General features: G+C 40.4%; 15 protein-coding genes. 7 read left to right on the top strand and 8 right to left on the bottom strand.

All coding sequences use genetic code 11. From position 1 onward, the window contains the following. Positions 1 to 17: 17 nt before the first annotated feature. Positions 18 to 1,208, bottom strand: coding sequence for a CapA family protein (locus tag Q5760_RS21390; RefSeq protein ID WP_428909607.1), 1,191 nt, complete (start codon positions 1,206 to 1,208; stop codon positions 18 to 20). A 113-nt stretch (positions 1,209 to 1,321) separates the two neighbouring features. Here Q5760_RS21390 and Q5760_RS21385 point away from each other — a divergent pair, with 113 nt between their 5' ends. Continuing rightward, entirely contained in the window at positions 1,322 to 1,537 is a 216-nt protein-coding gene (locus Q5760_RS21385) for a hypothetical protein (protein WP_428909606.1), read from the top strand. Positions 1,538 to 1,717: 180 nt separating this feature from the next. On the opposite strand, the gene Q5760_RS21380 is transcribed toward Q5760_RS21385, so the two are convergent. The 3 genes from Q5760_RS21380 to Q5760_RS21370 form a co-directional block, all read right to left on the bottom strand. Further along, complete coding sequence (locus Q5760_RS21380) at positions 1,718 to 2,860, bottom strand: glycosyltransferase family 4 protein (RefSeq protein WP_428909605.1); 1,143 nt, start codon at positions 2,858 to 2,860, stop codon at positions 1,718 to 1,720. 37 nt (positions 2,861 to 2,897) lie between these two features. After that, positions 2,898 to 3,425 (bottom strand): phosphatase PAP2 family protein, encoded by a 528-nt coding sequence (locus Q5760_RS21375; RefSeq protein WP_428909604.1) that lies wholly within the window; start codon positions 3,423 to 3,425, stop codon positions 2,898 to 2,900. 160 nt (positions 3,426 to 3,585) lie between these two features. Further along, entirely contained in the window at positions 3,586 to 4,917 is a 1,332-nt protein-coding gene (locus tag Q5760_RS21370; protein ID WP_428909603.1) for a UDP-glucose dehydrogenase family protein, read from the bottom strand. Positions 4,918 to 5,152: 235 nt separating this feature from the next. Between Q5760_RS21370 and Q5760_RS21365 the strand changes: the two genes are divergently transcribed. From Q5760_RS21365 to rbsB, 6 genes are read left to right on the top strand one after another with little or no spacing between them, the layout of a single operon-like run. Next, positions 5,153 to 6,133, top strand: a complete 981-nt coding sequence (locus Q5760_RS21365) for a LacI family DNA-binding transcriptional regulator (protein WP_428909602.1) — start codon at positions 5,153 to 5,155, stop codon at positions 6,131 to 6,133. A gap of 1 nt (position 6,134) precedes the next feature. Beyond that, on the top strand, positions 6,135 to 7,013 hold the full coding sequence (gene rbsK / locus Q5760_RS21360) for a ribokinase (protein WP_428909601.1): 879 nt from the start codon (positions 6,135 to 6,137) through the stop codon (positions 7,011 to 7,013). A 1-nt stretch (position 7,014) separates the two neighbouring features. After that, positions 7,015 to 7,407, top strand: a complete 393-nt coding sequence (rbsD, locus tag Q5760_RS21355) for a D-ribose pyranase (RefSeq protein WP_428909600.1) — start codon at positions 7,015 to 7,017, stop codon at positions 7,405 to 7,407. 21 nt (positions 7,408 to 7,428) lie between these two features. Further along, complete coding sequence (locus tag Q5760_RS21350; protein ID WP_428909599.1) at positions 7,429 to 8,910, top strand: sugar ABC transporter ATP-binding protein; 1,482 nt, start codon at positions 7,429 to 7,431, stop codon at positions 8,908 to 8,910. After that, positions 8,910 to 9,848, top strand: coding sequence for an ABC transporter permease subunit (locus Q5760_RS21345; protein WP_428909598.1), 939 nt, complete (start codon positions 8,910 to 8,912; stop codon positions 9,846 to 9,848). Before Q5760_RS21350 ends, Q5760_RS21345 begins: the two co-directional genes overlap by 1 nt. A gap of 12 nt (positions 9,849 to 9,860) precedes the next feature. After that, a complete protein-coding gene (gene rbsB, locus Q5760_RS21340; protein WP_428909597.1) occupies positions 9,861 to 10,772 on the top strand; it encodes a ribose ABC transporter substrate-binding protein RbsB in 912 nt (303 codons plus the stop codon). A 59-nt stretch (positions 10,773 to 10,831) separates the two neighbouring features. Here rbsB and Q5760_RS21335 read toward each other — a convergent pair whose 3' ends face one another. From Q5760_RS21335 to Q5760_RS21320, 4 genes are all read right to left on the bottom strand, one after another. After that, positions 10,832 to 12,232 (bottom strand): ATP-binding protein, encoded by a 1,401-nt coding sequence (locus Q5760_RS21335; RefSeq protein ID WP_428909596.1) that lies wholly within the window; start codon positions 12,230 to 12,232, stop codon positions 10,832 to 10,834. Beyond that, positions 12,229 to 12,930 (bottom strand): response regulator transcription factor, encoded by a 702-nt coding sequence (locus Q5760_RS21330; RefSeq protein WP_428909595.1) that lies wholly within the window; start codon positions 12,928 to 12,930, stop codon positions 12,229 to 12,231. The genes Q5760_RS21335 and Q5760_RS21330 overlap by 4 nt, the downstream gene beginning before the upstream one ends. 85 nt (positions 12,931 to 13,015) lie before the next feature. Continuing rightward, the gene (locus Q5760_RS21325; protein ID WP_428909594.1) at positions 13,016 to 13,588 is read right to left on the bottom strand and encodes a DUF2680 domain-containing protein; all 573 of its coding nucleotides are present in this window, start codon (positions 13,586 to 13,588) and stop codon (positions 13,016 to 13,018) included. Between the two features lie 210 nt (positions 13,589 to 13,798). Then, on the bottom strand, positions 13,799 to 14,326 hold the full coding sequence (locus tag Q5760_RS21320) for a nitroreductase family protein (protein ID WP_428909593.1): 528 nt from the start codon (positions 14,324 to 14,326) through the stop codon (positions 13,799 to 13,801). Positions 14,327 to 14,503: the final 177 nt, after the last annotated feature.

The raw sequence follows: 14,503 nt of genomic DNA, 5'->3' as shown, positions 1-14,503 counted from the left end.
CGTAGTTCATTAACCTGTTAAACACCAAACTCCAAATCCGGTACCTCTTGTCCCATATGTTTTTTAATCTCCTCATAAAGCCCCTGTGCATTTTGCACATCCTCACTCGTTAACTCATGCATGGGGATGACTTTATAATCTTGCCCTCTCACATAGGTCGGCAGAAATGCAGGGTTTTTTAAGCTAACCTCTGTTTGCTCGCCATCGATTATTTTTTCAATTTCAATCGAGGCAATTCCGCCGATTTTCTTATAAAGCCCCTCTTGTCCAGATAAAAAGTTGCCAAGCGAATACATTACAAAGGCTTTTCGTCCGTCTTTCGTCTCTACCCAAGAAACTGGTTGTAAAACATGGGGATGGGTACCAATAATCAGATCAGCCCCTTCATCGGCAGCAAACTGCGCTAACTCTCTTTGCAACTGGTTAGGGATTCGTTCATACTCGTTTCCAAAATGAAGACTGATCGCTACGACATCGGCTAGTTCCTCCGCACGATCAATTTCCTCTTTTATCTTTTGTTGATCAATGAGATTCACGAGATATTCCTTTCCTTTTGGAACGGGAATTCCATTTGTTCCGTACGTATACGCAATAAATGCTACCTTGATCCCGTCTTTTTCAATTACCCGAATTTGTTGTTGATCTTCAAATGACTGATAGGCCCCAGTATAGTGCATGCCAATTGTATTCCAGTGATCAATCGCTCGCGGGACAGCTTTATCTCGTTTATCTAGCGTGTGGTTATTCGCCAGCGAGACAATATCTACCCCCGCATCCTTTAACGCGTCACCGACCTCTACCGGACTGTTAAAAGTAGGGTAGGTGGACAAACCGATTTCAACGCCTCCAATCATCGTTTCCTGATTCGCAAACGTAATGTCGGCTTGTTGCAGATACGGCTTTACTTTTTCCAACATCGGGGTGAAATCATACTGGTGATTCCCGACTTTTGCAGCATTATACACTCTCCCATGAATTAAAATATCTCCGATCGCAGAGAGCTTGATGCTTTTGACAATCGGTTCGGGTTCAGGTTCGATGGGTTCTTTTTTTGGTGGATTTCGTACGTTTATGGGTGCGTTCTCTTCAACTTGGCTTTCTTTTTTCTGCCCTTCGTGGGTTTGATTTTTAAAGGGATTACTACACGCATTGATCATAAAAATAATGATGATGGCTAAAACACAATATAGAATCTTTCGGATCGTCATATGTCATCGCCTCTTTTGTTGAATGTTCATTTATAGTATTTGCCAACGCTTACAAAATTATCAATTTGATTTCTGAGGGGTATCGGTAGAAGTGTTTTAAAGTTGAGGAAAATATGACCTGTTTCTATTTTTATTATATCAAAAAAATAAGTGAATATTTGGTCAGTACGGGTGTATTAAGAAATGAAACTGGTATTATTATCAACAAATTCATGAGTGAAATTTTAGAGGCGATGAAAATAGCAAAGTTATACGAAGTGCTTGAAGAAGAACTTATGGAAAAGGGGATTGCAGAAGGTAAGTTAAGAAATTGCAGTAGAAAGTGTTAAAGAAGGTTTAGCGCTAGAATTCATTATAAAAGTAACCAAGCTTTCAGAAGAAAGAATAATGGAATTAATGAAGAGTATGTCGTGAGATTTTCGCTATAAACGAGGATCTGTTTTTTCTTATTTGCACACAAAAAAATCCCCTCCTATAGCACAACACCCGCTATAAAAAGGGAACCAGTCTCATGCATATTTTCGATTTCTACCCTGCTCAATGACTTCCTCATACTGCATCAAGAGCCGTTGGAAGATCTGATCCCATCTTTGGGATAAGGCATATTTTCGACCTTCACTTCTCATTTGCCAGCGTAAGCTTTCATGAGAGAGGAGCTTCACGATTGAATCGGCAAACTCGGAGGAATTGTCAGGCTCACATAAGATACCTGTGACGTCATCCTGAATCACATTTTTCACTCCACCTGAATTAGCTCCAATGACAGGTGTCCCACTTGCCAATGATTCCAACACAACATTTCCAAACGTTTCCGTTGGAGAAGGGAACACGAACAAATCCGAGGCACTGTATATTTCAGCTAGCTCTGTGCCACTTTGGTAACCAGTAAAAATCATATTGCTAGGAGCTTCTTTTTCCATTTCATCTCGTGTCGGTCCATCGCCGACGATTAACCAATCAATCTGCTCTGCATAGGAGGGAGGCAGTAGTTTTTGAATCTCAAGAAGATTCTTAACCTTTTTCTCAGGCGCCAGCCTTCCTACATACGTTAATAAATATTTTTTTGTGACACCCCATTTTTCGCGGGTCACGACCTTATCATATTGGGGGTGAAATAGCTGGCAATCGACCCCTCGAGGCCAAATTTCTAAGTTTTCAAATTTGCGCTCTTTCAACTCTTCCAATGTATCCATAGAAGGAACGAATAGTTTTTCAAAAGGTTGATGGAACCAGCTCATGTATTTCCACACCAATTTCGATAAAAACGGCAAATCATAATACTGCAAATATTGATCAAAGTTGGTATGATAGGATCCCACCAACGGGATGTTGAATTTTTTCGCATAATACACACCGCAAAGACCGATATTAAACGGGGTTGCGACATGAATTAAATCAGGAGAAAAGTTTTGCAACTCTTTTTTGATTTGGATAAAATTCGGGAGTGCCAGGCGGCATTCGGGATATAAGAAAAAAGATAGGCTTTCAAAGCGGTGAATATTTTCCGAAACATATTCACCAGCTGTTGTTTTCGGTGCGAAAATTTTATACTCAATCTTCTGGTCATCTAAATAATCCGTTAGTCGTTTTAGTGTTTTCGCTACGCCGTTGATGTCAGGGTAATACGTATCTGTAAAAATAGCCAATTTCATTGGAGTTCCCCCTATACAAATTGTAAAATTCCCTTTGTTAGTTTAATAGAAAGAAGCAAAAGATCCCTGTGGCTGTTCCAAGTAAGCCTCCGGCAAGTACATCTGAAGGATAATGGAGACCTAAATAGACTCGTGACAATCCTACACTAAGACAAAGCGGCAATAATACAAAGGTGAGTAAAGGTGCATAAAGAATATAGGGAATCATCAGTGAAAAAGATGCTGTTGTATGACCAGATGGAAAAGAGTGATCCTGTAAAGGGTTCACAGGGTATTTTGTTTCTTCCAAAATCAAATAAGGTCTCTTTCGCGGAAACAGCTTTTTGACGATTTGAACTGGAAGATGACTAAGTGCCAAAGACAGGGCACTTGCAACAGCAACCATTTTATAAGATTCTGCTGAAAAAATGAGTAATAGAATAGCAGTAATGATGGTAAAAATGGCACCGCCTAGGTTAGTAATTGTACGAAAAAATAAGTTCAAAACCTTCTTGTCAAAATGACGATTGACCTTTTGGAATAATCGACATTCCAACTGATAACAGCTCATTAACAATTTAGACATCTGCAAGACTCCTTTAACATTCGGATACCCTCATTGTAAGAAACTTATATTTAGACCGTGTAAAGGAATGATTAATTTTTGTGAAACAGGGGGACGGTTCTCCTTGTTTCACTTGTTAACAGAGATGGTGGCTATACCAAGGATACACGGTTTAACTGTTTTAATTGAGTGAAACAGGAGAACCGTCCCCCTGTTCCACTGGTCGACCAATTGATATATATTTAATCTCGTGTCGTTTTGCCTGGGCTAGGGAATAGCAGTTTCGTCCATCAATGATGAGCGCGTCGTTCATATATTCACTGTATAAATAGAGGGGAAACATCTTGATTTGGTCCCATTCGGTTGCGATAATGGCTAAATCTGCGTGTAAGATCGCTTCGCGAATTTCATCGGTAAACATCACTTTTTCACCAAAGACTTTTTCTGCGTTCGGGATGGCAACGGGATCGTAAGCTGTCACAATTGCCCCTTCATTTAGTAATTCTGTGATGATTTTAATGGAAGCTGCTTCACGAATATCGTCTGTTTTCGGCTTAAACGCAATTCCGAGGACCGCCACTTTTAATCCTTGTAAAGAACCTAGTAGATGCTTTGCTTTTTCAACGGGTAAGGATTGTTGACGATTATTTACCTTGATGACTGCCTCTAGCAGCTCAAAGGGATGTTGAACATTCCCAGCCAATTGAGCGAGCGCTTTTGTATCCTTTGGAAAACAGGAACCTCCATAGCCAATTCCAGCTTGAAGAAAATGTGGTCCAATCCGGCGGTCACTTCCAATACCACTTGCGACCTCATCAATATTGGCTCCAATTTTTTCACAAAGCGTTGAAATCTCATTAATAAAACTAATTTTCGTGGCTAAAAAGGCATTTGACGCATATTTAATCATTTCTGCGCTTCGGATATCGGTTTTAATCATCGGAATTTGCAGGGGAGAATATAATTCTTCTAAAGTAGCAGCAGCTTCCTGATTTCGAGAGCCGATGACAATTCGATCTCCATAATAGAAATCCTCAACAGCCGATCCTTCGCGAAGAAATTCAGGATTCGAAACGACTTCAACCGCTAGGTGTGGCGGCTTGTTCTGTTCGATAATCTTTTGCACCTTTTCCGTTGTGCCTACAGGTACTGTACTTTTCATACAAACGATCACATCATCTTCAAGCTGACCCGCAATTGTAAGGGCAACACGCTCAACATATTGTAAATCCGCGGTTCCATCTGGATTTTCTGGCGTGCCAACCGTTATAAAAATGAGATCATTTTGTGCATACGCTTCTTTTGGATTGGTGGTGAAGTGGAGTCGACCGTTGGCTATATTTTTTTGTAAAATCGGTTCTAATCCTGTTTCATAAATGGGGGAATATCCAGCCTTCAGGAGATTTATTTTCTCCTCTTGCACATCCATGCATGTCACATGATGGCCCAAATCTGCTAAACAAACCCCTGTTACCAACCCGACATAGCCTGTTCCTGCAACCGTCACCTTCATGAAATCTCCTCCAAATCAATCAATCTTATAATAATTGTATTAGAAAAGCATCTATAGTTTCTTAAGGAGGTGTTAAGACTATGTAAAAAAATGGTAGGTGCCTGACACCTTCCAATTACTGGAAGGTGTCAGGCACCTAGTAAAATATGGGAATTTTCGAATGAAACTTTTTCATTGCATATTTCGACAAAATGTTTTATTATATGTGTAACCGGTTACAGGGTGGTGAAACAAAATGGCAACTATTCGAGATGTTGCAAAAGCTGCGGGTGTTTCGGTAGCAACGGTATCTAGAGTGATCAATAACAATGGATACGTTCACGAAGACACAAGGAAAGCGGTCAACGATGCGATTAATCTATTACATTATAAACCGAATGAGGTAGCGCGCTCTCTTTTTAAAAAGAAATCCAAATTAATTGGACTGATTCTACCAGATATCGCGAACCCATTTTTTCCAGCCCTTGCACGGGGAATAGAAGATTATTTTTACCAAGAAGGCTATCATCTTATTATTGGAAACAGTGATGACAAGCAAGAAAAGAAAAACGACTACCTTGATACCTTTTTGCAAAATAACGTTGTCGGTTTGATTTTATCAACAAATGAAATCGATTTCAAAAAGATACAAAGGTCAAAGATTCCGATTGTATTACTAGACCGAATCGTGGAGGAGTTTCCGGCTGTATTTGCGGATCAAACGCAAGGTGGTAGACTTCAAGCTGAGAAAATTCTCGAACGAGGGTGTAAGAAAGTAACCATTATAAGAGGACCGGTAACGGTAAAGACGGTTCAAGAACGTTTCCAGGCTGCTCTGGAAATACTGGAGCAAGAAAATATTAAAATAAATATAATCGATTCAAAATTATCCTTCCAAGACGGGGAAAGAACGGCTGTGGAGCTTTTTAAAAGATTTCCAGATTCCGATGCCGTTCTTGCCTGCAATGATACCGTGGCGATTGCCGTACTAAATGAAGCTTTACGCCAAGGACGCTGTGTTCCAGACGACATTCAGATCATTGGCTTTGATGACATCTATATTAGCGGAATTGTGTATCCTGGATTATCGACAATTCACCAACCTGCTTATGAGATGGGAATGAAGGCAGCTCAAATATTAATTGGGCAAATAAACCAAGAGCCATTATCTCAGTTACATTATAAATTTCCAGTACAGTTTATTGAGCGAAATTCAACCAGAAAGGACGTTGATTAAGATGGTAAAAATCGCTGTCATTGGCAGTGTTTCAATGGATTTAGTTGTTACCGCTAGTAAAAGACCATTAGCGGGTGAAACGTTAATAGGGGAAAGTTTTCATACCGTACCCGGTGGAAAGGGGGCCAATCAAGCGGTTGCTGCTTCAAGGCTTGGCGCTGATGTAGAAATGATTGGTCGAGTCGGGGACGATGCATTTGGAACAGAGATTGTAGATAATTTGAAGAAAAATGGTGTTTCTGTAACGAATGTGGAACCGGTTACACATTGTGCATCCGGTACGGCCCATATCACTCTAGCTGAGGGAGACAATAGTATTATCGTTGTTAAAGGAGCGAATGATGAAGTAACTCCTGATTTTATAAAAGGTGCGGAAGATGTTTTAAAACAAGCAGATATGATTCTGATTCAGCATGAAACTCCAGCCGATACCGTTGAATATGTCGCAGAGTTTTGTCATCGATTCGGGAAAAAATTACTTCTAAATCCAGCGCCGGCAAGGGAATTAAGCCGTGAAGTGATCGAGTATGCAAGCTTCATCACACCGAATGAACACGAATATGCGGTATTATTCGGAGATCAAAATCGTTCCGACGTGTTAGCGCAATACCCGAATAAATTAATTATCACGGAAGGGAAAAATGGCGTCCGTTATCATAACGGAACATCTGAGGTGGTCGTTCCAGCTTATGTGGTAGAAGCGGTTGATACAACAGGAGCCGGAGATACTTTTAACGCAGCCTTTGCCGTAGCGGTAGCAGAAGGAAAAGAGATCTCGGAAGCGATTAAATTTGCGAACCGTGCGGCTTCCCTGTCGATTACCAAATTTGGCGCACAAGGCGGAATGCCAACACGTGTCCAAGTGGAAGGGAGCCTTTAAAATGAAGAAACACGGCATTTTAAATAGTGAAATATCAAAAGTACTTGCTGATTTAGGGCATACGGATTTTATTGTCATTGGTGATGCGGGACTTCCGATACCAGCAGGGGTTAAAAAAATTGACCTTGCACTCAAACCTGGTAGCCCTTCCTATCAAGAGGTCACCGAATCTGTCGCAGACGACATGCATATTGAAAAAATCTATCTAGCTTCTGAAATTAAGGATATGAATCCAGAACAATATGATTTTATGAAAGCTCGTTTTTCACAGGAAATTGAATTTTTATCCCATGAGGATTTTAAAAAAATGACGGTCAATGCAAAAGCAATTATTCGTACCGGTGAAACGACTCCTTACTCAAACTGTATTTTACAAGCGAATGTCTTTTTCTAAATAAAAGAGGTGGTGAAAATCATGAGAATTGTCATGGAAAATATTCATAAGGCCTTTGGTACCAATAAGGTGTTACAAGGGGTGAACTTTACTCTTGAACCTGGCGAAATCCATGCGCTTATGGGTGAAAATGGAGCAGGGAAATCTACGATCATGAATATTTTAACTGGGCTCTTTCATCAAGACGAAGGGAAAATCACGATTGATGAAAAGGAAACCCTTTATAAAAATTCGAAGGAAGCTGAAAAAGCGGGTCTTGCCTTCATTCGACAAGAATTAAATATTTGGCCGCAAATGACGGTCTTACAAAACTTATTTATCGGCAAAGAAATCACAAACGCGTTCGGAAAATTAAATACGAAAGAAATGAAAAAACAGGCTGAAGCCATCCTAAGCAGGTTGGACTTGACCATTCCGCTTGATAAGGAAGCGGGTTCTCTTTCTGTCGGTGAACAGCAAATGATTGAAATTGCCAAGGCACTGATGATGGATGCTAAAGTGATCATCATGGATGAACCAACCTCAGCTTTAACCGACCGTGAAATTGAAAAGTTGTTTGTGATTATGAAAGAGTTAACCACAAATGGCGTATCCATCGTGTATATTTCACACCGAATGGAAGAAATCTTTGAAATCTGTGATCGAATCACTGTGATGCGTGACGGTGTTTCCGTTGCTACCTCGCAAATTAAAGAAACGAATTTTGAAGAAATTGTGAAGCAAATGGTCGGTCGTGAACTGTCTGATCGATATCCGGATCGACATCCAAAATTAGGTGAAACGGTCCTACAAGTGGAAGGGTTTACACGAAAAGGTGCGTTTCAGGATATTAACTTTTCTGTAAAAGAAGGAGAAATTTTAGGGGTCTCTGGATTAATGGGAGCTGGACGAACCGAAATTATGCGTTCGATCTTTGGAATGGATCCACTAGATAGCGGAGAAATCAAGATCAATGGAAAACCTGTTACGATAAAAAATCCATCTCATGCCGTTAAATTCGGACTTGCTTTTATCACAGAGGATCGGAAAGACGAAGGACTTGTGCTTGATTTTTCAATTCGTGAAAATATGTCTTTACCTAACTTAGAAAGTTTTGCACCAAAAGGCATCATGAAAACAGATGATGAAAAGCAATTTGTCGAGAAAATGATTCAGCGTTTAAAAATCAAAACACAGTCTGGGGAACTGGCTGCCGGCAATCTATCAGGTGGGAACCAACAAAAGGTCGTCATTGCAAAATGGATTGGCACAGGTCCGAAAGTGTTGATTATGGACGAACCGACAAGAGGAATCGACGTCGGTGCTAAACGTGAAATCTATAATCTAATGAACGAACTTACCGAACGTGGTTTAGCGATTATTATGATCTCTTCTGACCTTCCTGAAGTACTTGGGATGAGTGACCGGGTTTTGGTTATTCATGAAGGGAAAATCACAGGAGAGTTAACGAGAGAAGAAGCTACGCAAGAAAAAATTATGACTTATGCAACGGGGGGAAAATGATGAAAACGGGAAGATTTTCAACCATCTTAGATAAATTTGGAGCCCTATTCGCTTTATTGGCATTGATTTTAATCGTAACGGTTTTAAATCCGTCTTTTATAGATCCTGCCAACCTAATGAATCTATTAAGACAAATTTCTATTAATGGACTCATTGCCTTTGGGATGACGTTTGTTATTTTAACCGGCGGAATTGACTTATCAGTCGGTTCGATACTCGCTCTATCTAGTGCACTGGCTGCTGGAATGATGGTATCCGGAATTGATCCGATTCTTGCGGTTATTATCGGAACGTTGATTGGTGCGATCTTAGGTGCGATTAATGGGGTATTAATTTCGAAAGGAAAACTAGCTCCTTTCATTGTTACATTAGCAACGATGACTGTTTATCGTGGTTTAACACTTGTGTTTACAGAAGGAAAGCCCATCACAGGTCTTGGTGATTCATACGCATTCCAATTGTTTGGAAAAGGATATTTCTTAGCGATTCCAGTACCTGCTGTAACGATGATTATTGCGTTCTTTGCTCTATGGTTTTTACTTAATAAAATGTCATTTGGTCGTCAAACCTATGCGATTGGTGGAAATGAAAAGGCTGCCATTATTTCAGGGATCAAAACAAACCGGGTTAAAATTTGGATATACTCCATCAGTGGGATGTTAGCAGCGTTAGCAGGTATGATTTTAACTTCTCGTCTGAATTCCGCTCAACCAACAGCTGGACAAGCTTATGAAATGGATGCGATTGCTGCCGTTGTATTAGGGGGTACAAGTCTTGCTGGAGGTAAAGGACGGATTACGGGAACATTAATCGGGGTATTAGTAATCGGAATTTTAAATAACGGAATGAACTTGTTAGGAATTTCATCATTCTATCAACAAGTGGTCAAAGGTGTCGTAATCCTAATTGCTGTATTACTTGATCGAAAGAAATCTTAATGGGGTGAGAATATGAAGAAAATACTAGCAATACTCGTTACGTTGACAATGATTTTTCTTAGTGCCTGTTCAATGGAAAGTCCATTAGTGAATAACTCATCTGGAGGAAATGAAAATATTAAAATCGGGTTGAGCGTATCAACTTTAGATAATCCATTCTTCGTATCATTGCGTGATGCGATTGTCGAGGAAGCTAAAGCGAAAGGAATGGAAGTCATTGAAGTCAATGCGCAAAACGATGCTTCCAAAGAAATCAGTGGAATTGAAGATTTAATCCAACAGGGTGTTGATGTGTTATTAATTAACCCAACTGATTCAGCTGCAGTATCCTCTGCTGTTCAATCAGCAAACAGTGCAGGGATCCCGGTTATTACGATTGACCGTTCTGCAGATAATGGGGAAGTGGAAACATTAATTACGTCTGATAACGTATCAGGTGGTGAAATGGCAGCTAACTTTATCGTTGAAAAGGTCGGTGAAAATGCAAAAGTTGTTGAATTGCAAGGGGTACCAGGAGCATCTGCAACCCGTGAACGTGGAGAAGGCTTCCACAATATCGCAGAAAGTAAACTTGAAGTGGTGGCTAGCCAACCGGCAGACTTTGATCGAACGAAAGGTCTAACCGTTATGGAAAATACCCTTCAAGGGACAAGTGGAGTACAAGCGGTATTTGCGCACAATGATGAAATGGCGTTAGGTGCGATTGAAGCCATCAAAGCAGCAGGTCAAGACGTGGTCGTCGTTGGATTTGACGGCACAGAAGATGCCATCAAATCCGTAGAACTTGGACAACTCACTGCAACCGTAGCCCAACAGCCAGCACTAATGGGCGAAGAGGCAGTCAAAGCCGCCGAACAAATCCTAAATGGTGAAAAACTTGAAGAAATCATTAAAGTTCCATTGGAATTGAAGACAAAAGAATAATTCCCCAAAAAAAGGAAGGTGTCAGGCACCTACCACAAATTGGAAAAGGATGAGACCGTTTATGGCTCCTCATCCTTTTTGTGTTCTAGTTTTGAGGGGAGTACAACCGTGAAAGTGGTCCCTTTATTGATTTCACTGTCAACAGCGATGGTTCCCCCGTGTGCTTCCACATATCCTTTGGCAATGGAAAGTCCAAGTCCCGTACCACTTTCGGAACGCGACCTTGATAGGTCTCGTTTGTAAAAACGCTCAAAAATAAAGGGCAGGGTATCTTTTGGGATTCCTGGACCGTTATCTGATACTTTTAAAATAAAAGAGTCGTCACCCTCGTAACCTGTGATCTCGACTAATCCATGATTGGGTGTATGTCGAAGCGCATTTCCAACGAGATTAACAACCACTTGTGTGATGCGATCGGGGTCTATTTCTAGCCAAACATCTTCAGAGATTTGATCATAGCGTAATGAAATCTGTTTCTCATCGGCAAGCCATTGAAAATTTCCACAGATTCGCTCGATGAGTTCTTTGATTTGTACGGGATGTTTATGGAGTGGAAGTTTCCCCGCTTCTGCCAAACTCAATTGCTGCAGGTCATTTACTAATCGTTTTAAGCGGTAAACCTCGTCGATTAATTTTAGAATCACTTCTTCATTTGGTTGTTTGACACCTTCTTGAATCGATTCTAATTCTCCTTGAAGAATCGTCAGTGGCGTTCGTAATTCGTGTGCGACATCAGCTACAAGGGTTTGTCTGACTTCTTCATTTTTCGCAAGTTGAACGGCCATTTCATTGTATGCATCTCCTAGTTCCTGCCATTCATCTTTTGTCGAAATGGTCACAGGTGTCCATTTTTCCCCACGGGTAATTTGCTTCGTTCTTTTGGTGAGTTCTTTTAATGGTTTTGTAATTTTTTTAGTGATCCAGATACTCAGAAGAACAGCAATCAGAGCCGCGATGATACTGGTATTGATAATGGCAAGATTAGAAGAAAGAATAAACTCCTTTTCAAGGCTTTGGAGACCTGATTGATAGAGGAGGAGCGTTCCTACTTTTTTTCCATCGATGGTGATATCCGACTTTTTTCCATTAAAATTTGTACTCGATTCTCCATTTCTCGTGCCAGTTGTATCGGCAATCACGGTGCCACGGGTGTCTAGGAGAAGGAGGTCGGCGCTCGGCAAATGCATGTTCATGCTATTCATATTTCCACGCATCATCATCCCGTGTTCATTTCCTGTGAATTCGTTAAAATAAACCTGTTGGACATTTTCCCAAGATCCGGTTTCTTCATAAAAAAGAGTGAGGTTTTGCTTCATTCTTTCTAGGTATCCGATATTTTGCCGGTCGAGATAGTTTTGAAAGGTATCTTGTATTTTGGATTGTAAAAAAATGGATTGGCTCAGTCCCATCAGTAACACAATCGAAATAAAAGCAATGGTCAGTTTGGTTTGAAGTTTCATGTGTTTTCTCCGAAGCGATATCCAATCCCATAAACAGTATGAATGAACTCAGGGTGTGCAGGGTCTTTCTCTACCTTTTTCCGAAGGTTACTAACATGTGTATCAATCGAACGTTCATAGTTGGCGAAGGCTTCTCCCATCGCACTATTCATTAATTGCAAACGGCTGTAAACACGACCTGGTTTCTGTGCTAGGGTAACAAGAATCTTATATTCTGTCGGTGTTAAACTAAGGAGTGTACCGTTTAGTTTCACTTCATATGTATTGAGATTGATTTCAATCGGTCCTCTGATAATGAGTTCATCAGGATCTTCCGTGGAATCGGGCTCACTTCTACGTAAAACGGTTTTAATTCTTGCGACCAGCTCACGCATACTGAAAGGTTTTGTGATGTAATCATCGGCACCCATTTCAAGTCCGAGCAGTTTATCGATTTCCTCGGATTTGGCTGTCAGCATAATGATGGGCATTTTTCTACTAATGGAGCGGATTTCGCGTAAAGCTTGAAAGCCATCCATATTTGGCATCATCACGTCTAATAAAATGAGGTCCACAGTTTGATTTTTTACAAGTTTGACAGCTGCGACACCATCATCCCCTTCAACCGTGTCAAACCCTTCGTTCTGTAAATAGGACTTAATGGTATCACGGATTTTGCTTTCATCATCAATAATGGCAACGACTTTTCCCACGAGCATGACCTCCAATCTTATTCTTTTATTATACCATTTCTTTTTTTCTGTAAAAAAAGCCCTGAAGGTTTGCTTCAGAGCTCATTGTGATTTAATAAAAAGACATATTTCCACGATTCATATGACCATTTCCCATTCCACCACGGCCATTCATATGTCCATGATTAAATCCGAATCCGTTATTTTCAAGAGCAGAAGCAATCCTAGATTCCATATTCACTAGCATGTCATCCATTTGTTCTTGGGTGATGGACCCATCTGATACAAGTTGTTGGAGTTCTGACTTTCTAGCTTCCAACACTTTCGTCTTCAATTCATCGAGTGACACATTCTTTTCTTTCGCTAAGTCTGCAACGGATTTGCCCTCACTACGAGCAGTTTGTAGTTCTTCGACACTGATATTGAAGGCTTCAGCGATGACGGTTGACAAGGAACCGGCAAAATGATAGCCCATTCCAGCGCCGCTTCCCATTTCTTGACCTGAAACAGGGCAGATATCGGAATCGTTTAGTTGTTGGGAGGTATTTCCGTTCGTCACTGTTTGAATCATAGCTGGAGTCCCTTCATTGATGCCTGCTTCCGGTTGTCCGATTGGAGAAAACATAGCCCCTAATGTAAAGGTTCCGACCAAAGCTCCACCTAATACTACTAATTTCCATTTCATATTAATCATCTCCTATAAGGACGTCTTCTTCTTACACCTTTATCATAGCCCATGCATTTCCAGAACTTTATTAGGAAATGTCAAGATTATGTCAAGAATTGTAGAACAAGGGAGGGGACAGAGGAGAAGGAAAAAATAAGGGTTTGGAAAAAAATGGATGGTTCCTGCACAAAATGGGTGGTGCCAGGCACCACCCATTTTGTGGAAGAATTATTTTTGAAATTGGTCGTAATGAATAATCGTTTCTCTTGGTAACTGTGCTTTTGCTGGTGGTTGTTCTTCTGGATAGCCCAGTCCCAGGATGGCTACTATGCGTCTGTCTTCCGGAATAGAGAGTGCTTCCAACACATAGTTTTCTCGTTTTGCGGATTCTGCCGCATCCTCGGCATGATAGATGGCTCCAAAAGCTGCCCCTAGTCCAAATTCCGTTGATTGTAACCAAATAAATCCGCTAGCAATTGAAGCATCTTGAAGCCAGTATTTACTCACTTCAGGTCGTCCTGTAATCACAATGGCTGCTTGTGCACCCTCTAACCAAGGCATAAAGGGAGTAGCCTTTGATAAATGTTGTAAAATTTCAGGTTTTTGCACTAATATGAATTCTCTTGATGGAAGATTATTACCAGCTGGAGCTAAGTATCCAGCATTTAGGATTTGTTCTAATTGATCCTTTGGAATGGGTTTATCCAGATATTTCGTGACTTCCCGTCTGTTTTGAATCGCCTCAAATACGTCCATTATTAACATAACCTCCACTCATAAGTTAAAATATTCCGTTAATAATAAAATACAACTAATTTTATCGGATTACAATAGAATGTATTGAGAATATATGTTTTAGTTTATTCATAAAAAATATAGATAATGTTGCAATCTATTAAAAAACACATAGAGTAGTTTAACTCCATGTGTTTT

Source organism: Niallia sp. Kr1, assembly GCF_050389805.1.
Classification (GTDB): domain Bacteria; phylum Bacillota; class Bacilli; order Bacillales; family Cytobacillaceae; genus Bacillus_BD.
Note: the sequence above shows the minus strand (reverse complement) of the source record. Positions and strands in the feature narration are given on the sequence as shown.